Below are 20404 nucleotides of genomic sequence, written 5' to 3'. Positions count from 1 at the left end.
GCCCCTGCGTCTTGGCCGATTAGCCCGGCTCGAATTCAGGTTTGTCGGTATTGCACTCGGGCCTTCACGCATTTTGGAACCCGCTGACGCCTTGTGGCATGCAAGCCGAAAATTCGGTTTTCACGCAAGGAAAACAGAGTTATCAGACAACCTTACAAATTGTTCTCCGAAATACCCCTTGCGCAGAGGTACGTCCAGTCGAAGAATGGCAAGGGAGGAGTTTATCGCATGCAAATACTGGTGATCGGTGCGGCCGGCATGGTCGGTCGCAAGCTTGCACAGAGACTGGCACAAGACGCTGCGCTGGGGGAGCAGGAGATCACCAAGCTGACTCTATCGGATGTGGTGCCGGCAGAAGCACCCGCCGGCTTCCGGGGTCAGGTGACGATCGAGACGGTCGATCTGTCGGAACCGGCAGCGGCCGAACGCCTGATTGCCTCGCGTCCGGATGTCATCTTTCACCTGGCTGCCATCGTTTCAGGAGAGGCCGAGCTCGATTTCGAGAAGGGCTATCGTATCAACCTGGACGGCACACGTCATCTGTTCGAAGCGATCCGTCTGGCACACGTGGCAGATGGCTATCGCCCCCGCCTCGTCTTCACGTCGTCAATCGCCGTCCTTGGCGCTCCCCTGCCCTTCCCGATTCCCGACGACTTCCACGCCACACCCCTGACCAGTTATGGCACCCAGAAGGCGATCTGCGAGCTGCTGCTATCGGATTATTCCCGCAAGGGTTTTTTCGACGGCATCGGCATAAGGCTGCCGACGATCTGCATTCGCCCCGGAAAACCGAACAAGGCAGCCTCCGGCTTCTTCTCCAACATCCTGCGAGAGCCGCTGGTCGGCCAGGAAGCGGTGCTGCCCGTGAGCGAGGAAGTCCGCCACTGGCATGCCTCTCCCCGATCTGCAGTCGGCTTCCTCATTCATGGGGCGACGATCGATCTGGAACAGGTCGGCCCGCGCCGGAACCTCTCCATGCCCGGCCTTAGCGCTACCGTCGGCGAGCAGATCGAAGCCCTGCGCCGGGTCGCCGGAGAAAAGGCGGTAAAACTCATTCGCCACGAACCGGACGAGATGATCATGCGTATCTGCGCCGGCTGGGCGCCCGGCTTCGAAGCGACCCGCGCCCGTGCACTCGGCTTCACAGCCGAAAACAGCTTCGACGAAATCATTCGCGTGCATATTGAGGACGAACTGGGAGGAAAGCTGTGACCGAAACAACAAAGAGGCAGATTGCGTTTCTTGGCACGGGCCTGATGGGCGCTCCAATGACGAGGCGTCTTCTGGCCGCCGGTTTTCCGGTTACGGTCTGGAACCGCGACATCAGCAAGGCAGAGCCCTTGGCGGCAGCGGGTGCCCGGATTGCCGAGAGCCCGAAAGATGCCGTCGATGGTGCCGAAGTGGTGTTCACCATGCTCTCGGACGGTCACGCGGTCGAGGATGTGCTGTTCACCAGGGGCACAGCCGAAGCTCTCAAGAAGGGCGCCGTGGTCGTCGACACTTCATCGATAGCGCCGCCGATGGCCAGGGATCATGCCCGGCGCCTCATCGAGCTTGGCGTCACCCATATTGATGCGCCCGTGTCAGGTGGCGTCGTTGGCGCAGAAGCCGGTACGCTGGCGATCATGGCGGGCGGCGATGCCGAAGTGATCGAAGGTCTTTCGGACATCTTCGCCCCCCTCGGTCGGGTGACCCATGTCGGTCCCTCGGGCGCCGGCCAGATCTGCAAGCTTGCCAACCAGCAGATCGTCGCGATCACCATCGGCGCCGTGGCAGAAGCCATGATGCTGGTAGAGGCCGGAGGCGCCTCTCGAGAAAAGTTCCGGGAGGCAATTCGCGGCGGTTTCGCCGAAAGCCGGATCCTCGAACTGCATGGCCAGCGCATGGTCGATCGCCGCTTTGAGCCGGGCGGGCCCTCGCGCCTGCAACTCAAGGACCTGAATGCGGTCGCCGCAATGGCTGAGACCTACGGCCTCGAACTGACTCTGACCTCGGATGTCCGTAAGGCCTTCGAAGCCTTCGTCGCCGCCGGGAACGGCAACCTCGATCACAGCGCCCTCCTGCTGCACCTCGAAAAGATCAACGACCGCAAAGGCCCGGCGGATGACTGAGACAGATAAGCCAAAACGCAGGCTGCGCTCGCAGGACTGGTTCGACAATTCCGATCACCTCGACATGACGGCGCTCTATCTGGAGCGCTTCATGAACTATGGCACGACCCCAGAGGAATTGCGCTCCGGAAAGCCGATCATCGGCATTGCCCAGTCGGGCTCCGACATCAATCCCTGCAACCGTCACCATCTCGATCTCGCCAAACGCGTCCGCGACGGCATCCGCGATGCGGGCGGCATCCCGATCGAGTTTCCGTCCCATCCGCTGTTTGAGAACTGCAAGCGACCAACGGCAGCTCTTGACCGCAACCTCGCCTATCTCGGTCTGGTCGAGCTGCTCTATGGCTATCCCTTCGATGGGGTGGTGTTGACGACAGGCTGCGACAAGACCACGCCATCAGCTTTGATGGCAGCATCGACGGTCGATATCCCGGCCATCGTGCTCTCCGGTGGGCCCATGCTCGACGGCTGGCATGATGGCGAACTGGTCGGATCCGGCACGGTCATCTGGCGTTCCAGGCGCAAATATGCGGCCGGCGAGATCAGCCGCGAAGAATTTCTCGAACGAGCCCTCGATTCCGCCCCCTCGCCCGGTCATTGCAACACCATGGGTACAGCCTCGACCATGAACGCGATTGCCGAGGCACTTGGCATGTCGCTGACCGGCTGCGCGGCAATCCCCGCCGCCTATCGCGAGCGCGGCCAGATGGCCTATCGCACCGGCAAACGTGCCGTGGAGCTTGTGCTCCAGGACATACGTCCCTCCGACATTCTCACCAGAGAGGCCTTTCTCAACGCCATCCGCGTGAACTCCGCGATCGGCGGATCGACCAATGCCCAGCCTCATCTGATGGCCATGGCAAAGCATGCCGGCGTTGAACTCAATCCCGAAGACTGGCAGATCCACGGTTACGATATCCCACTACTCGCCAATGTCCAGCCGGCGGGCGCCTATCTCGGCGAGCGCTTTCACAGGGCGGGCGGCGTCCCCGCCATCATGTGGGAGTTGATGCAGGCCGGAAAGATTGACGGAAGCTGCCGCACCGTGACGGGCCGTACCATGGCCGAAAACCTGGAAGGCCGGGAGGCGACGGATCGGGAGGTGATCAAACCCTACTGCGAGCCGATGCGCGAACGGGCGGGCTTCATCGTGTTGAAGGGAAATCTCTTCGATTTCGCCATCATGAAGACCAGCGTCATCTCTGAAGGTTTCAGACAGCGCTACCTGCAGGAGCCTGGCCGCGAAGGGATCTTCGAGGGTCGCGCCATCGTCTTTGACGGCTCGGAAGATTACCACAAGCGCATCAACGATCCCTCCCTGGCCATCGACGAAAACTGTATCCTGGTGATCCGCGGTGCCGGTCCGTTGGGCTGGCCGGGCTCGGCGGAAGTGGTCAACATGCAGCCGCCAGATCACCTGATCCAGCGCGGCATCCTCAGCCTCCCGACAATCGGCGATGGACGCCAGTCCGGAACCGCCGACAGCCCCTCGATCCTAAACGCCTCGCCTGAAAGCGCGGCCGGCGGAGGTCTGGCCTGGGTACGGACGGGTGACATGATCCGCATCGACCTCAATCATGGCCGATGCGACATGCTGGTGGCCGAGGAGGAGATCACAAGGCGCAAGGCTGACGGCATACCACCCGTACCGGGTGATGCCACGCCCTGGCAGCGCCTGTACAGGCAAACGGTGACCCAGCTTGCCGATGGCGCAACGATCCGCAACGCGGAGGATTTCCGCCAGATTTCAAAGACGCCGCCGCGCCACAATCACTGACAGGCTGAAGGCTAATCTTTCGACCCTGCCCCCAGAAAGATCAAAGGGGCAAACCAGTTTCATTGGGAACCGTTTGGGCAAAAAATTCATTCTCCTTCCACGGATGATGGAGGGAGATCCCGATGAAACCGGTTGTAACACTGCTTGCAGCATCGGCGCTTGCCGCAGGGATGGTGATTGGAGGCGTAGTGTTGGCCTCGGCCGCACTCGCGCCGGAGGAAAACCCCCACCGCTTTACCGGTCTCGACATCAAGGATCTCTGGACCCTCAAACCTGTGCGGATCGACAGATCGGCCCAGAACCTGGAGCGTTTGCCGCCCCGTTACGCAACCCATGTGGTGATGAGCGAACCGGCTGCGCACCCCGCTTCTCAAGCCGCCGAGATCGCCGGTTCTGATGAAGGTTCCGAGGTCGGCGAAATCGACATCCTCGTGACGGCTGCGATCGACGCGACCTCGTCGGGTGCGGCCCTGGGCACGCTGTCGCCCGAGCACATTGCCTGGTGCGAAGCGCGCTATCGTTCCTATGACCCGGCTCACAACAGCTATCGCAGCTTCAGCGGCAGCATTCGCCCCTGCAATTCGCCATACCAGATCGATCAGATGGCGGAGATGGCCGACGACGCTGAAGTCATGAACGCAAGCGCGACGACCAGGTCCGACGTCGCACCATTATTGGAGACACACATCACGGCCTGCATGCAGCGTTATCGCTCCTATCGGATAAGCGACAACACCTACCAGCCGTATGGGGGCGGTCCCCGTCAGACTTGCGAGCCCTGGTCTTTCTGAGCAGGAATACCGGCCAGGATGAGCCCGGGCGGCGGCGTTCCAGTGATACCACCAGCCACTGTTGCGGTGATGTAGGTCAGCGCATTCTGCAAGCCGTTCATCGTATACGGCTTCTCGATCGCGCCGATCGCTCCGACAAAATCTTCCGGGATCCGCTTGACGTTTCCGGTCAGAAACACAAACGGCACCTGTCTTTCCGCGAGATGCCGGCCGATCTCGATGCCGGTCGGTCCATCTGTCAGATGAACATCAACGAAAGCGAATTCGGGCAGGCTTTTTTCGATGATGTCGAAAGCGGCCTTGCGCGACGATGCGGTCCCGACCACTTGGTGGCCGGCAGCCTCGACCTCCAGCTCCAATTCAAGGGCAAGCAGTGCCTCGTCCTCGACGATCATGATCCTCAAATGTCTGTATCCTTTGTATCATCGATCAGGATAGTGACCTGAACATCCGTACGGTGCCCCTCAACCTCGCGCCTGACATCTGCACCCAGTTGCTTCGCACAGGTCTCAAGCATAAGCCGGCCGAAGGCCTCCTCGACGGGGTTGACGGCAACCGGTTTGGTTATGTCAGTCACCCGGATCAAAAAATGGCCATTGGTCCGCTTTACCTGCAGGTCGATATCGCCACCGCCATCACTAAGCCCTCTGCGCACCGCATCCAGCACCAGCTCGTTGATGATGAGCGCCAGCGGCGAAGCCTTCACCGCCGGCACCAGCACGGGCGACAGGTCCGTAGTCACCCGGATGTCATTCCGTTTCAGCGCCCCCACCAGATCCTCAATCAGATCTTTTGCAAAATCGGAAACATCGAAGCGACCGAGATCACTGCTGGTGAACAGCTTGCGCTGGACAGTGCTCAGCGCTTCGACCCGGTTGAGGACAGAAAACAGCGTTCGTTTGACAAGCGCATCCTCGGACATGCGCGCCTGCAGTTTGACGATCGAGGCGATGGTAAGCAGGTTGTTTTTCACCCGGTGGTCGACCTCATGCACCAGAAGCGTCTGCGCCTTCAACGCCTCCGACAGATCATGGGTGCGCCGCGCCACCTCCCGTTCGGCAGATTGCCGCGCTTCCGCCAGCTCGAGCTCCTTGCTCTTGATGGTGGTGAAGTCGAGTTGCGACGCAAAGAAATAGATCACCTCCCCTGCCGCATCGCGCACAGGGCTGACAAAGAGCGCATTCCAGAACTGGCTGCCGTCCTTGCGGTAGTTGAGAATGTCGATGGCAACATCCCGTTCCGCTGCGATGGCAGCGCGCAATCGCGCGATCGCATCGCTATCGGTATCCGGCCCCTGCAATAGACGACAGTTGCGGCCGATCAGCTCTTCGACACTATAGCCTGTGAGGGTCGAAAAGGCTTCGTTGCAGAAAATGATTGGGTTGTCCGGCTGACGCGGATCGGTGATGAGCATAGGCATCCGCGTTGCCTTAAACGCGGCGGCAAAAGGGTCCTCTGAGGGATGGGAAGCGAGGAGACGATCGCCGGCGTCTCTTGCGTCACGCCGCGAGGAGTTTTGATCTGACATTCACACCTAGTCCTGATCAGGATACACCCGACAACAGCATTCGATCGGGAAAGTTCCCTCGTCAGGCGATTTTTTTGTCTAGATGAACAACTTCTCCTGGCTTACAGCCTCCCCATTTCAGGCCTACCTCAAACAATAGACAGGCAAGGCTGTTTAGCCTATCTGACATTAGACAAGCCGAAACGCGAAGCTCAAGGCAATAGGATTGATGTCCAACGACGAGCGACAACCCGCCATCCCCGGCTTTCTCAAAAACGGCGGGCAGATGGCAGACCTCATCCTGGCCCGCGATTGGTCCGATGGTCTCGGTCCGATCGAAACCTGGCCGGCGGCGCTGCGTTCGGCACTTTCCATATGCCTGAATTCAAGCTTCCCGACCGCCATCTACTGGGGACCGGACTTGCGTCTCCTCTACAATGACAGCTGGTCTCACATTCCAGGCGAGCGACACCCCTGGGCGCTTGGACGGCCGGCAGCGGAAGTCTGGTCCGACATTTGGGAAGTGGTCGGTCCGCAGTTTGACAGCGTGCTCGCCACGGGCAAGGGCCTATCCACCTACGACCAGTTCCTTCCCATCATGCGCAACGGCATCCAGACGGAAAGCTACTGGAACTACAGCTTCACAGCCATTCGTGACGAGTTCGGCACAATTTGTGGCGTTTTCAACCAGGGGAACGAAACAACGGGGGCGGTCCTCGCCCGTCGCCAGGCCCAGGAGGAAATCGTGCGATTGGGGCGGCTCTTCGCCCAGGCACCGGCTGCAATCGCCATCCTGGAAGGCCCGACCCATGTCTTCAAACTGGTGAACCCCGCTTATCAGGAACTGGTCCAGCGCAACGATATGATCGGGCGCCCGGTCGCCGACGCGCTGCCGGAGGTTAAGGACCAGGGCTTCATCACCCTCCTCGATAGCGTCTACGCCACGAATGAACCCTACCAGGGCAAGGCCGTTGCGATCGAATTCATGCTGCCTGATGGAGAACGCCAAGCGCGTTACGTCGATTTCGTTTTTCAGCCTATCACCGATATCGCCGGTCAGCCTGCCGGCATCTTCGTCCAGGCCTCGGATGTTACCGAAGCAGCGACAGCCATGGCCGCTTTGAGGGAGAGCGAACAGCGCTTCGAGGCCATCGTAAACTCCATCGACCAGATGATCTGGTCAACGCGCCCGGACGGATACCACGACTATTTCAATCAGCGCTGGTACGAATATACAGGTGTGGAAGAAGGCCGCACCGATGGCTCCCAGTGGGAAGACGTCTTCCATCCCGATGACAGGGCCGAAACTCAGGCCAAGTGGCGCCACAGCCTGGAGACAGGTGAGGCCTATCACGTCGAGTATCGCCTGCGGCACCGGTCGGGCGTCTATCGTTGGGTGATCGGGCGTGCCCAGTGTGTCCGCGACGAGGCAGGCGAAATTACGCGCTGGTACGGCACCTGTACCGATATACACGATCTCAAGATGGCCGAAGAATCGCGTCAGCTGCTGCTGCGCGAACTCAATCATAGGGTCAAAAACCTCTTCGCCATCACCGCCGGCATGATCAACATGACGGCCAGGGCTTCGCCATCGGTCAGCGCGATGGCGCAGTCTCTTCACGGCCGCCTGCAGGCTCTCGCCAAGGCACACCATCTGATCCAGCCGGCTATCATCAACGGATCACCGGCGGCCGAAACCGTCGCATTCCATACGCTTCTCGAAGAGATTCTCTCGCCCCATCTCGCCGACCGCGAGAGACAGCTGACGCTGTCCGGACCCGAGATCCAGCTCGGCGCGAAGGCTTCGACAAGCTTCGCGCTGATCTTCCACGAGTTGGCAACCAACGCGGCCAAATACGGCCCCTTCCGCGAGGCAGACGGGCGGCTTTCGATAAGATGGCGGGTGGAAAAGGATGCGCTGCATCTGGAGTGGCAAGAGATCGTCAGCCAGGCCAACATTACCACCCCCAGCCAGACGGGTTTCGGAAGCAAGCTGGCAAAGACAAGCGCCACGCATCAGCTCGGCGGCAGCATCGATTATCAATGGCTGCCAGGCGGCGTCCACATTGCGCTCTCTGCCGCAGCGGATCGACTGCTGAAGTAAACGGCCCGAATTGCCAGTCTCGGAGAGGCGCTCCAACGAAAAAGAGCGCCCGGATCGAGCGCTCGCATTCTCTAGTCAGATGGCCTTAATGGCCGTATCCGGGCGCTCGAAACGCACCGGCCACTATCAGCTCGGGATCAGTAGCGCGGGAAATCCGCCGGGTTGATGCCGAGCGTCTTCAGGTGATGATCCTTCGGACGACGATGCCCTTCGACAGCGGCAGCTGCGGAGCTTGCTGCGCCGAGAACGGCGATGGCACGACCGAGGAAACCCTGCTGGATGGACTTGCGGAGGCTAGACATTTCTTTGCTCGCTTTCTTCGTTTGCAAGCAGAAGATGATACTCCGAAGTCACAATTACAAGCGACGGAAAGTCACGCCAGCCATGCAGCCGATGCAGGCCGAGTTAATCAGATCCTGCATCGACACATGGGAATTTAACCATCAGTCTTCGCTAGCCGCGACCTGAGCCAGAACCTTGCCTTTACCCCGCGCCCGAAGGATCATCGGGACGAAGAGCGCGATGGCCGCCAGAAGCAGCAACACCGCAGAAATCGGTGACGTTACGAGAACGGTCGGATCTCCCTGGCTGATCGACAAGGCGCGACGCAACTGCTGTTCGGCCATTGGCCCCAGAATAAGGCCCACGATCACCGGCGCGATCGGATATCCGAAGACACGCATGACGTAGCCGAGCACACCGAAGGTCAAAAGCAGACCAAGTTCGAAGACGGAAGGGTTGGCGCCGATCGTACCGAGTGTCGCGAAGACCAGGATACCCGCATAGAGCCAGGGCTTGGGGATGGTAAGCAGCCGCACCCAGAGCCCGATCAGCGGCAGGTTCAGCACCAGCAGCATGAAATTGGCAATCAGGAGCGAGGCGATCAGACCCCAGACGAGCTGCGGATTGGTCGCAAACAACAGCGGTCCAGGCTGAAGGCCGAACTGCTGGAAGCCGGCGAGCATGATGGCAGCCGTCGCCGTAGTCGGCAGGCCAAGTGTCAGCAACGGCACCAGCGTACCGGCAGCCGACGCATTGTTGGCAGCCTCCGGCCCTGCAACACCCTCGATAGCGCCCTTGCCGAATTCCTCCGGATGCTTGGTGAAGTGCTTTTCCGCGGAATAGGACAGGAAGCTCGACACGTCGGCACCACCCGCCGGCATCGAGCCGATCGGGAAACCGATGGCCGTCCCGCGCAGCCAGGGCTTCCAGGAGCGGCTCCAATCGGACTTGTTCATCCAGAGCGAGCCGCGCACGGCTTCGACCTTTTCCGGCGCCCGCGCGCCCTGAGCAGCGATGTAAAGCGTCTCGCCGATCGCGAACATGGCAACCGCCAGCGTCGTGACTTCCAGACCATCGAGAAGATCCGGCACACCGAAGCTCAATCTGGTTTGGCCGGTCAGCTGGTCAATCCCGACGATCGAGAAGGCGAGACCAACAAACAGCGCGGTAAGCCCGCGCAGGGTCGAATCACCAAAGGCCGCCGAAACGGTCACAAAAGCAAGGACCATCAGCGCGAAGTATTCACGTGGACCAAAGGAGAGGGCGAATTTGACGACGTAAGGTGCAATGAAGGCGAGCATGATCGTCGCCAGCAGACCGGCAACGAAGGAGCCAATGGCTGCGGTGGCGAGCGCAGGACCGCCACGCCCCGCACGCGCCATTTTATTGCCCTCCAAGGCGGTCACGATCGAGGCGCTCTCGCCGGGGGTGTTCAGTAGGATCGACGTCGTCGAGCCGCCATACATGCCGCCATAATAGATGCCCGCGAACATGATCAACGAGCCCGCAGGATCAAGTTGATAGGTGACCGGCAGGAGAAGAGCGACGGTCAGCGCCGGGCCGATGCCTGGAAGGACGCCAACAAGTGTCCCGAGTGTGACGCCGATCAGCGCGTAAAACAGGTTGATCGGCTGAGCGGCGATGGCCAGCCCCTGGAGTAGGAAATCAAACGTATTCACGGGGTTCCCCTTAGAAGAACAGCCGTTCGAGTGGACCCGCCGGCAAGGACAATTGCAGGAAGCGCGCAAATACGATCCACACAACGAACGAAAGCGCGATGCCCGCGGGCAACGAAATCCAGAACTTCCGCTTTCCAAATCCGGCAGCGGTCATGGCAAAGAGAATACCGGTCGCGATGGAAAAGCCGGCCGTCTTCAAGAGCAGCATCTGCGCGGCAAGCCCGGCGACGATGAACAAGATGGGCGGCAGTTCCTGGTGCTCGCGCTCGGGAAAATCACGCCGTAGCGCCGCAAACACGGTCCAGATGGCGAGACCGACCAGACCGATGGCGATGCCCTTCGGCACCGTCGCCGGACCAATGCCGGAGTAGAGATTGCCACCTTGAAGCCGGGCCACGTCATAGAAGATCACAGCGGCAATGGCGAGGAGCACGGCGGCGATGATCAGCGCCGCCCAATCAGGGCGGCGCGACCTATGTTCGGAAGAACGCTCTTCCGTGCTCATTTCACCAGTCCGATGTCTTTGAGGATCGTCTCAGTTGCCGCGATGTCCTTGGCAAGCTGCTCCTCAAAGGCTGCACCGGCGAGATAGGTGTCCTGCCAGTTCTTCGTCTTTAGCGTTTCCTGCCAGCCGGCCGACTTCACGAGCTTTTCGACGTCGGCGGAAATTGCAGCCTTCTGCTCATCGGTGAGGCCCGGAGCAGCAGCAACCATGCGCCAGTTCTGCAGAACGACGTCGAGGCCGCTTTCCTTAAGCGTCGGAGCATCGGCACCGGCAATGCGCTCGGAGCTGGAGACGGCGAGCAGACGCAGCGCGCCGGCGGCGACCTGAGCCTGGAATTCACCGTAGCTGGAGATGCCGACCGTCACCTGGCTGCCAAGGATCGCGGCAAGCGCTTCGCCACCGCCCGAATAGGCAATGTAGTTGATCTTGGTCGGGTCAACACCGGCAGCCTTGGCGATAAGACCTGCACCGATGTGGTCTACCCCACCCGCCGATCCACCAGCCCAGGAAACCGAGCCAGGATCAGCCTTCAGCTTCTCGACCAACTGCCCAATGTTCTGGATGTCGGAGCTCGCAGGAACGACGACGGCCTGGTACTCGCCGGTCAGACGAGCAATCGGCGTAACATCGGCGAGCGTGACAGGCGACTGGTTGGTCAGGATCGCGCCGACCATGACGTAACCGCCAACGATCAGGGCGTTCGGATTGCCCTTCTGCTGGCTGGCGAACTGGGCGAGACCGATGGTGCCACCAGCGCCCGGCACGTTCATCACCTGAACATTGCCGGAAATGCCTTCGGCCTGCATCACCTGCTGCAGCGAACGAGCCGTCTGGTCCCAACCACCGCCCGGAGCTGCCGGCGCCATGATCGTGTAGTCAGCGGCTACGGCCGGAAGGGCCAGAGCGCCAGCGAGAAAGGATGCGAGAAAGAAGTGTTTCAAGATAGTCCTCCACCATCAATGCGGCTTTTGCCGCTTGCGAATGATCTGTGGGGAGAGCGCAGACGCGCAGCATGCGGACAACGCCGCTTCAGGCAAAGCCTGCTCCTCCCATGTTCCATCTCTCCCGCCTCCACGGGAAGATGTGAACATAGGCCTAACAGCAGAACCTGTCACCCACCTGTCATCGACCGACAGGAACCTGCGGGATGCCGGACCCGGAGAACGTCAATCGCGCAAATGTTGCCGAGGACTTACCTTCAGGATACCCGGGCCTGATCGTTGAGATCCCGGACGAGCCTCTGATGGCTGCGCAACTGGGTCAACACATCCCCGAACCGGGTCAGCCCTCGTCCGGCCAGCATATCCTTCAGCTTGAGGAACACATCGGCCGTCGCGACCGCGTCGCCCAACGCAGTATGCCTGTCCTTCTCATCGATCCGCACGCCCAGTCGGTCGGCAAGGGCATCAAGCGTATGGGTCTCGGCACGACCGAAGGCCGTGGCGGAGACGAGCACCGTATCCAGGATCGGATTGACGAAGCGCAGTCCAACTTCCTTTTCCCGGCGGGTGAGGAACTCCATATCGAACGGCGCATTGTGGGCCACAAGCACCGCCCCCTCGGCGAAGCGTTGGAATTGCCGAACTGCCTCTTGGACGCTGACAGCGTCTTTGACCATCGCGTCGGTCACACCATGGATCGCGGAGGCGGAAGCCGGGATCGGGCGCCCAGGATTGACCAGCATGTCGAAGACTTCGTTCTTAACGCGCTTTCCATTGACGATGCGGACGGCCGCGATCTGGACGATCTCATCGCCTTGCTCCGGCAACAGGCCCGTGGTTTCGGTATCGAACACCACATAGGTCAGAGCATCCAACTGCGCTTCCGAGAGCTTGTCGTAATGAAGCCGAGAGAGCAGATCGAAGTCATAGACGACGTGCCGCGAGATATCCGCCCCCATGGGGTTGAGCCGTTCAATAGGCCTCAGCCGGGTGAAGATGGAAGGACGGTCTTCAGCACTTCCGACAGCGATGGCGTTGCCATGAGCCCTGAGGATTGTCTCACAGGTCACCCCACCTTCAAAGACCGGCTCACCGAGCCAAACCGCCAGGTGCTCGGGTGCCACAGATGTCCCCTGCCAGGTGAGCGTGACATCGGCAGCCCCTGCCGCTTCGCGGATGACGAGATGGAAATGCATCGCATCCGTTTGCTGGCTGATCCTGGCAACAAGGTGCGCCAAAAGACTGACGATATCGAAGGCATTGCAACGGACGGCGATGGCTGCGACGTCACAGTCGAGCGACAGCTTGCGGCCTTCGAGATCACGCCGCAGCTGTCCGGCAAGCTCCCGCGCATCGGTCGGCGCCATGGGCCAGCCATCCGAGCGACAGCTTTCAAACCGCGCTTCCAACTCCGCGAGCGTCGCATCGAGAACCTGAAGCTGCCCGGAGACAGCAGTATTGCTCTGGCTATCCGGGTCGCTTGAGACCAGGGCACCACGCAAATCCGACACAACAGGCCGAACCTGCATGAAAACATCGCTAAGAAGCGCATCCCTTCGGGCATAGGCCGCGACTTCCGTCGTGACATCCCTCAATGTCATGACATAGGCCGCCTGATCGCCACCGTTATCGCTGGCAAGTCTCATGCGGCCCGCAAGCCTGCGTCGCCCGCAAGGGCTCAAACAGATGAACTCGACGACAGCATCCGGATCTGCGCTTTCGACGAGCCGATGATGCGCGTCCCGGATCGGGCCCTCGCTCAGATAGTCGAATATGTTCCTGTCGAGGCACACCGGACGCTGCGAACCCGCGAGCATCTGATGGGCCACACCGTTGTAGAAGACGAGACGGTGACGGCCGGTGCAGAGGAGAACGGCCGGCGGGACGTCCGCCAGCAACTGCTCAAGCTTGTTCTTGTCGGACGACAGCCGGCTTGTCTCTCGTTGAACCTGTTCCGCCAGTGCGCCCCGCGTCTGCGCAAGCGTGGCCGCTGTCGCCGATGCCGCCTCGGCGAGATCACCAAGATAACGGGCTTCATCGGTCCGAAAATCCTGGGCCACATCGGCATGGGCCCGGGCTCTCATGGCAGATGCCACTCTGTCGATGGGGCGGGCGAGATGGGTGTCGAACAGGAACCAGATCCAGGCCACCAAAGCAAGGATCAGAAACCCGGCGGCAATCGCGCTCTGCATGAAAGCGTTGAGCATGTCGGGGCTGCCTTCGCGGTGGTAGCCGAACCACAAGCCGACCGCCAAGGCCGCAACGGCACCCGCCGCCAGCGCCACGAAGAAAAGCAGGATACGTCCGCGCAGGCTGATCCTCGTCAGCATGTCTCCCTCACCCCGCTGAGCACGCGATCTTCATGGCCGCATCGTCGGGCTCCACTTTACGCCACTCGGCCCCCACCAGGTTGCCGTCATCTGCGATGCTGACGCTCGGATCAACTAGATCGGCACGCTGCGCATTCGGGCAATCATAGACCACCTTCACCGGCTTCACCGGCTGCCAGCGAGCCACCAGCAGAATGTCCACCATGACAAGGCCCGGCTGGTTGGGATTGCGCTTGGCGGCCTTCAGATCAACGGCGGTGAAACGCGTCGTCACCGGCTGGTAGTATGACCACGGGCGCCAGAACGCGGTCTGTTCGTTCTTCCAGGACACAACGATCCCCGGTAGGGCGAGATTCATGCGGTCAAACCAGCTATATTCGCTCCAGATGGAGTAACACAGCATTCCGACGCCGGCCGTGGCCGGCACGATCCACTTCGGAAGCAGTCCACGGCTCAGCCAGCGCAGGAAAAGTGCCACACCCGCAAGCGCAACACCGGCAACCACAGCCGCGATCAACTCAAACAGCATTCTTCATTCCTTCAGACAGGCACTCGTCCGCCATTGGCGAGTGCCGATTGCATGGTTCGGATGACGACGAAGGCATCGCGAAGATGCGCGCGTTCAAAATCACCGAAATCGTAGGGTGCCAGAAAGTTGTCGGGCTTGCGACCGTCTCGCACCTGCCGGACCTGATTGCGCAGGCGCATATCCGCGATGAGGTCGTAAGCGGCAACAAGATCACGGGCGCCAGCGCCGGAGATGATGCCCGCCTCCTCCGCCGCCAGCAGTCGCGCCCGGGTGTTGACTGGCGCCAGCCTGCCCATCAGAGCATAGACGCGTCCGAGATCGACAACCGGCACCACACCATTGTGCTTCATGTCGATCTGGTTGCGATGTTCACCGCTGCGGATCGTCGCAAAGCCTCTGAGCAGGCCCAGCGGCGGTGCATGCTTCAAAGAGTTGCTGATCATGTGGGCCGTGAAGATCGAGTTGCGGCTCGCCTCTTCAAGCGTCTCGGCCTGCAGATCCTGATAGAGAGACGACGCACCACAAATCGGCCTCAGGTCGAACATCACGCTGGCCAGCATTTGCGCCGTCGGGTCTGGTTTGTTGATCCAGTCCCGGAAGTAACTGCGCCAGACGGAAACCGGCTGACACCAGCGCGGATTGGTCGCCATCATGTCACCCGGGCAATAGAAATAGCCGCAAACATCCAGACCACGGCTGACCTTGGCCGCCAACTGCTGGAACCAGAACATTTCCTCTGGCTCGACACCATCCTCGATGAAAATGCAATTGTCCTGGTCGCTCACCCCACTCTGTTCTTGCCGTCCCTGGCTGCCACAGGCAAGCCAGACATAGGGCACGGGCGGAGGCCCGAGCTCCCGCTCGGCCAGCATGATCAGTCGACGGGTAACGCTGTCTGCGATATCGGTGATAAGCCGCGTGACGACCTCGTGCGCGTTGTTGCTACCAACGAGCTGGACAAGCAGTTGCGGAATACGCGCCGTGATCGCGCGCATCGCCTCCGGCGTCTCGGCCGTTGCAATGTCGCGGATCAGTTGCGCCGAGCTGATCGCATGGAAACGGATCAGGTCGGTCTGCGTGATCATCCCGACCAACCGATCCCCCTCGACCACCGGCAGATGCCCCACCCGCCGCTCCAGCATCAGATGCAGGATGTCAGAGCCTAGCGCCTCACCGGGAAGGCCAACCGGGTCGGGGGTCATCACGGCGGAAACCGGGGTCGTGTCCGGGTCGAGCCCCTCCGCGAGCACGCGCCCTGTCAGATCGCGGGTGGTAAGTATGCCGAGGAATTCTGTTCCATCGACAACCCCCAGACTGGAGACATGCCGTTCCCGCATCAGGGTCGCAGCAGCGCGAACGGTGTCGTTTGGCGCACAGACAATGGGCGGTCGCGACATCAACTCGCTGACCTTCTGGATCGCCACGTCTCCCCGGCGACTGTCGGCAAAACGTCCGCGTGTGAAGAACCGGGAGAAAACCGCCTGCTCCTGCATCAGACGGCGAAATTCCTCCGTTGGCAGCATCAGCAGCGTGCAGTCGCTGCGGGCGGTGGCGGTCGTCGCGGCAAAGCCGTCGGCCAAAAGGCCACGTTCGCCAAAGGAATTGCGGGGCGCGAGTTCAGAGACCACCGTGTTGGTGGCATCCATGATTTCTACGGCGCCGTCCATGATGAGATAGATTCCGGGCAGAGGATTGCCACGGTGATAGATTTCGGCACCGGCCGAAAAGGAAATTTCCTGGAAGCGGGTTGAGACCCGTTCGATCTCGTCTCTCGGCAGACTGTCATAGGGATGGACGGTCTCGAGGAATGCCAGCACGTCGGATTGTGCCTGGATCATCGGATTTGCCCTCATACGGCACCAAAGTGCCCTTATGGTTTGAGGGACAGGAGGGGCGATTGGCTCGCCCCTCCCGATTGATGGAGATCAGTGACCGGTCGCAGCACCTGCGCCACGCGGGACGCGGATGGACTCGACGAGATCCTGAACATGCTTCGGCGGAGCCTGGGTCATCGACGACACGACATAAGCCACGGCGAAGTTGAGCAGTGCACCGATCGGGCCGAATGCCGTCGGCGGGATGCCGAACAGATAGTTGGCCGGAACGTTTTCGACCATGTTGGTGCCTGCGATGAAGAACCAGCCCAGGTAAGTGAACAGGTACAAGCAGGTCACTACCAGACCGACGAGCATACCCATCGTTGCACCGATAGAGTTGATGCGCTTCGAGAAGATGCCCATCATCAGCGCCGGGAAGATCGTCGCAGCGGCCAGACCGAAGGCAAGAGCAACGGTCTGAGCGGCAAAGCCTGGAGGATTGATCCCCAGCAGTGTTGCGACCAGGATTGCACCGGCCATCGAGATACGCGCAGCCAAGAGCTCGGACTTTTCCGAAATATCCGGCTTCAGGAAGTCCTTGATCAGGTCGTGACTGATCGCCGAGGAAATGGCGAGCAGGAGACCGGCTGCGGTCGACAGAGCGGCTGCAAGACCGCCGGCGGCGATGAGACCGATGACCCAGCCCGGAAGCTGTGCAATTTCCGGATTGGCGAGAACGAGGATGTCGTTGTTGATCGTCAGCTCGTTACCCGCCCAGCCACGCTGCGTAGCAGTTTCCGTGAACGATGCGGACGTATCGTTGTAGTACTGGATGCGACCGTCGCCATTCTTGTCTTCGAACTTCAGAAGACCGGTCACTTCCCAGTTACGCATCCAGTCCGGGCGCTCATCGTAGAGAACCGCTTCCTGCTGCGAGCCATTCGGATAGATGGTGTCGATGATGTTCAGACGAGCCATTGCGCCAACAGCCGGGGCCGTCAGATAGAGCAAGGCAATGAAGATCAGCGCCCAACCAGCCGACCAGCGAGCATCCGCGACCTTTGGAACGGTGAAGAAGCGGATGATGACGTGCGGCAGACCGGCGGTACCGATCATCAGCGACAGGGTGAACAGGGTCATGTTGAGCATGGAGCCCTGAGCCGTGTAGGCATTGAAGCCAAGGTCGGTCACGACCTGATCAAGCTTCTGCAAGAGCGGCAGCGCAGATTCCGTGTGGGTGCCGAAGAGGCCGAACCACGGGATCGGGTTGCCGGTCAGCTGCAGCGAAATGAAGACCGCCGGGATGGTGTAGGCGATGATCAGAACGATATACTGGGCAACCTGCGTGTAGGTGATGCCCTTCATGCCGCCGAGAACCGCGTAAACGAAGACGACGGCAGCCGCGATCCAGAGACCGGTCGAGACTTCGACTTCGAGGAAGCGTGAGAAGGCAACGCCGGCACCGGTCATCTGACCGATAACATAGGTCACCGAGATGATGATCAGGCAGACGACAGCCGTCAGGCGTGCGCCCTGGCTGTAGAAGCGGTCACCGATAAACTGCGGAACGGTGTATTTGCCGAACTTGCGCAGATAAGGTGCGAGCAGGAGTGCGAGCAGCACGTAGCCGCCGGTCCAGCCCATGAGGAAGGTCGAGTTACCGTAGCCGACGGTAGCAATAAGGCCGGCCATCGAGATGAAGGACGCTGCAGACATCCAGTCGGCAGCGGTAGCCATACCGTTCATGACCGGATTAACGCCGCGGTTAGCAGCATAGAATTCAGCCGTAGAGCCGGCACGGGCCCAGATTGCGATGCCGATGTAGAGCGCAAACGAAGCGCCCACGATCAACACGTTAAGTGTATACTGATCCATTGTTGGTCCGCCTTACTGCTCGTCGACGCCGAATTCGCGGTCGATCTTGTTCATGTACGCCGAGTAGCCGAAAATCAGCGCGATGAAGATTATGATCGAGCCTTGCTGGGCGAACCAGAAGCCGAGATCTGTGCCTCCAACGGCGATGCCGGAAAGCGCCGGGCGCAACAGGATACCGAATCCGTAGGATACGATGGCCCAGATTGCCAAGCAGATGTAGATGACGCGAACGTTTGCTGCCCAGTAAGCGTTGGACGAAGAATTATCCGTCACGAGTACTCCTCCCTTTCCTCGACGAGACGTCCCCCGGGACGCCCCTTCCTCCACGTCGATTCCGCAAGTCCTTGTCCCAAGGCGGAATAGACAATTGTCTAGGAGTAACGAATCCACCGGAGATCGTACATTCTCCGTTAGTCGCAGGAGGTACCGTATAACTGGGGTATTGCTGCATCGCAGCAAGAATTGATGTGGATCTTGGCCATGACGACACAGTAATCGCGTGTCGCAACATCTTTGAACGACAATCCATGCAAACGAGCTTCAGCGAAGCCGAGATTTACCCGAGAAAATTCATGAGGTTAAAGAAGGACTAACCAATCGCTGCAAGCGTGGTCGCACCCGCAGAAACTGTCGGTAGACAAGCTCGAAGAGAGGGGTGAGAGGTTTCCATCCTGCCAGCAGGCCGAGCGGCCGCAACAGAGGAATAGCGCGCCACATCGAGGCAAATGCTGCCGCACCGGAGAGCAGTTTCCCCCCTTCTTCGGCATGAAAACGCGCCAGAAGCTCCGCCCGATCGATCGGACAGCTGCCATGGGGATCACAGGCATCGATGAAACGGATCGCCCCGCGCTTGTCGAGACGCCGCATAAGGGCGATCTCTCGCTGGCAGAGAGGACAGCTACTGTCAAACCAAACGGTTACCTGCGGAGACATGGTCGCCTTTCACCGAGCGCGTTTCAGCGACACATGGGCCCATTCATCCGCAAGCGCAATGCGGCGCAGCGCCGCTGCCTTCGTGCGCTGCAATGCGTGGGTCTAGATCTTTCGTGTCCTGTCGGCCGCCTGCTTGGCATCATTCATGGCTCGAGCCAAGAGCAACATGACGAGCGCCTGGCCATAGGGAGCCGGCACGTTTGGAATCTGGCGGTAGAATTCGAGAGTGTGCCCCATCGGTGTCCCATCCGAGACCTGCAGAACAATGCCGCTGGCATCGATACGGGTCAGGACCGCCTGCAGCGCCCGTTCCGCGACCGGCCGATAGCTCTCATCGACAATCCCGAGATCCATGCCCCGAAGGATGCCATAGGCAATCGCTGCCGTGGCGGAAGTCTCCTCCGGCGAGGTCGGATCGCAAACGAGTGTGTTGAACATTCCGTTTTCCCGCTGATGGGCGGCAAGCGTCTTCAACTGGGAGCCGAGGATGTGAACGAGATGCCGCTTGAGATGGTCGGGGACGTGATCGACAAGGCCGAAGAGTTCCGGAATGGCAACCGTGATCCAGGAATTACCACGCGCCCAAAAGGCCTTGGCAAAGTTGTGCCGGCCGTTGAAGGTCCAGCCGTGATACCACAGGCCGGTGACCGGATCGGCCAGATAACGCTCGTGTACGATGAACTGGTAGAAGGCCTCCTCAATCCAGTCCTTCCGTCCGAAGCGCTGGCCCGCCCGGGCCAGAAACAGGCACGTCATGAACAGCGTATCGTCCCAAAGCTCACCATCATTCATCCGCTCTTTGACGACATGCTGGAATCCGCCGTCCTCGGTCTTGGCAAGCGACGTGACCAGCCATTGTGCCCAGTCACGAACAAGCTCTTCCCAATCCGGTCGATCGACATGATCGATCAGCACGCAGAGGGGCAGCATGGGCGAACTGGAATTGACCTGCCGGGGCGGCAAACCACGACCGATCTGCCAATCATACCAGCGGGCAATCGCGTCGATCAGGGACCGGTCGCTGACCGCTTCGGCATGGCGAAGCAGACCATAGATCCCAACACCCACCTCCCAGTCCCATTCGTCGAACTGTAGATCGTAGCCGCTATCGGAAAGATCGGCGGTCTCGTTGATCCCCTTCAGCCTGGCAAGACCGACGGCGACACGGGAGAGGGCTTCTGAAAGAACTTCGGGAGCGGGAAACAACATGCGCGAAAATCCTG

Annotated in this window: 18 protein-coding genes; 5 read left to right on the top strand and 13 right to left on the bottom strand. The window is 60.4% G+C overall.

The features are described 5' to 3' along the window. Positions 1–228 precede the first annotated feature (228 nt). The 4 genes from denD (at position 229) to AC1PUL_RS20985 (ending at position 4679) form a co-directional block, all read left to right on the top strand. On the top strand, positions 229–1212 hold the full coding sequence (denD, locus tag AC1PUL_RS21000) for a D-erythronate dehydrogenase (RefSeq protein ID WP_480465919.1): 984 nt from the start codon (positions 229–231) through the stop codon (positions 1210–1212). After that, positions 1209–2111 carry an NAD(P)-dependent oxidoreductase gene (locus AC1PUL_RS20995; RefSeq protein WP_480465918.1) on the top strand — a complete coding sequence of 301 codons (903 nt, stop codon included), beginning with the start codon at positions 1209–1211 and terminating at the stop codon, positions 2109–2111. The genes denD and AC1PUL_RS20995 overlap by 4 nt, the downstream gene beginning before the upstream one ends. Further along, positions 2104–3888 (top strand): IlvD/Edd family dehydratase, encoded by a 1785-nt coding sequence (locus AC1PUL_RS20990; RefSeq protein WP_480465917.1) that lies wholly within the window; start codon positions 2104–2106, stop codon positions 3886–3888. Before AC1PUL_RS20995 ends, AC1PUL_RS20990 begins: the two co-directional genes overlap by 8 nt. Positions 3889–4010: 122 nt before the next feature. After that, complete coding sequence (locus AC1PUL_RS20985) at positions 4011–4679, top strand: BA14K family protein (protein WP_480465916.1); 669 nt, start codon at positions 4011–4013, stop codon at positions 4677–4679. Here AC1PUL_RS20985 and AC1PUL_RS20980 read toward each other — a convergent pair. Then, on the bottom strand, positions 4652–5083 hold the full coding sequence (locus tag AC1PUL_RS20980; RefSeq protein WP_480465915.1) for a response regulator: 432 nt from the start codon (positions 5081–5083) through the stop codon (positions 4652–4654). The two genes, AC1PUL_RS20985 and AC1PUL_RS20980, sit on opposite strands and share 28 nt — an antisense overlap. Continuing rightward, the gene (locus AC1PUL_RS20975) at positions 5080–6207 is read right to left on the bottom strand and encodes a PAS domain-containing protein (RefSeq protein ID WP_480465914.1); all 1128 of its coding nucleotides are present in this window, start codon (positions 6205–6207) and stop codon (positions 5080–5082) included. Before AC1PUL_RS20975 ends, AC1PUL_RS20980 begins: the two co-directional genes overlap by 4 nt. A 265-nt stretch (positions 6208–6472) precedes the next feature. On the opposite strand from AC1PUL_RS20975, the gene AC1PUL_RS20970 reads away from it, so the two are divergent. Next, entirely contained in the window at positions 6473–8290 is a 1818-nt protein-coding gene (locus tag AC1PUL_RS20970; RefSeq protein ID WP_480465913.1) for a sensor histidine kinase, read from the top strand. 137 nt (positions 8291–8427) lie between these two features. Here the strand turns inward: AC1PUL_RS20970 and AC1PUL_RS20965 are convergent, their stop codons facing one another. The 11 genes from AC1PUL_RS20965 to bglB form a co-directional block, all read right to left on the bottom strand. Next, positions 8428–8592 (bottom strand): hypothetical protein, encoded by a 165-nt coding sequence (locus AC1PUL_RS20965; protein WP_166601365.1) that lies wholly within the window; start codon positions 8590–8592, stop codon positions 8428–8430. Positions 8593–8733: 141 nt separating this feature from the next. Beyond that, positions 8734–10251, bottom strand: a complete 1518-nt coding sequence (locus AC1PUL_RS20960; protein WP_480465912.1) for a tripartite tricarboxylate transporter permease — start codon at positions 10249–10251, stop codon at positions 8734–8736. Between the two features lie 10 nt (positions 10252–10261). Continuing rightward, positions 10262–10756, bottom strand: coding sequence for a tripartite tricarboxylate transporter TctB family protein (locus tag AC1PUL_RS20955; protein WP_480465911.1), 495 nt, complete (start codon positions 10754–10756; stop codon positions 10262–10264). Next, positions 10753–11697, bottom strand: coding sequence for a Bug family tripartite tricarboxylate transporter substrate binding protein (locus AC1PUL_RS20950; RefSeq protein WP_480465910.1), 945 nt, complete (start codon positions 11695–11697; stop codon positions 10753–10755). The genes AC1PUL_RS20955 and AC1PUL_RS20950 overlap by 4 nt, the downstream gene beginning before the upstream one ends. Positions 11698–11954: 257 nt before the next feature. Further along, positions 11955–14027, bottom strand: coding sequence for a 3'-5' exonuclease (locus tag AC1PUL_RS20945; RefSeq protein ID WP_480465909.1), 2073 nt, complete (start codon positions 14025–14027; stop codon positions 11955–11957). Between the two features lie 7 nt (positions 14028–14034). Continuing rightward, positions 14035–14556 carry a hypothetical protein gene (locus AC1PUL_RS20940; protein ID WP_480465908.1) on the bottom strand — a complete coding sequence of 174 codons (522 nt, stop codon included), beginning with the start codon at positions 14554–14556 and terminating at the stop codon, positions 14035–14037. An 11-nt stretch (positions 14557–14567) separates the two neighbouring features. After that, the gene (locus tag AC1PUL_RS20935; protein ID WP_480465907.1) at positions 14568–16394 is read right to left on the bottom strand and encodes a DUF294 nucleotidyltransferase-like domain-containing protein; all 1827 of its coding nucleotides are present in this window, start codon (positions 16392–16394) and stop codon (positions 14568–14570) included. An 87-nt stretch (positions 16395–16481) separates the two neighbouring features. Further along, positions 16482–18248: a sodium:solute symporter family protein gene (locus AC1PUL_RS20930; RefSeq protein ID WP_480465906.1), complete on the bottom strand. Its 1767-nt coding sequence runs from the start codon at positions 18246–18248 to the stop codon at positions 16482–16484. Between the two features lie 12 nt (positions 18249–18260). Beyond that, positions 18261–18521: a DUF4212 domain-containing protein gene (locus AC1PUL_RS20925; RefSeq protein ID WP_480465905.1), complete on the bottom strand. Its 261-nt coding sequence runs from the start codon at positions 18519–18521 to the stop codon at positions 18261–18263. A gap of 297 nt (positions 18522–18818) precedes the next feature. Continuing rightward, positions 18819–19181: a thiol-disulfide oxidoreductase DCC family protein gene (locus AC1PUL_RS20920; protein WP_480465904.1), complete on the bottom strand. Its 363-nt coding sequence runs from the start codon at positions 19179–19181 to the stop codon at positions 18819–18821. Positions 19182–19283: 102 nt separating this feature from the next. Beyond that, entirely contained in the window at positions 19284–20390 is a 1107-nt protein-coding gene (gene bglB / locus AC1PUL_RS20915) for a beta-galactosidase BglB (RefSeq protein WP_480465903.1), read from the bottom strand. Positions 20391–20404: the final 14 nt, after the last annotated feature.

This window comes from Rhizobium sp. P43, assembly GCF_056730705.1.
Note: the sequence above shows the minus strand (reverse complement) of the source record. Positions and strands in the feature narration are given on the sequence as shown.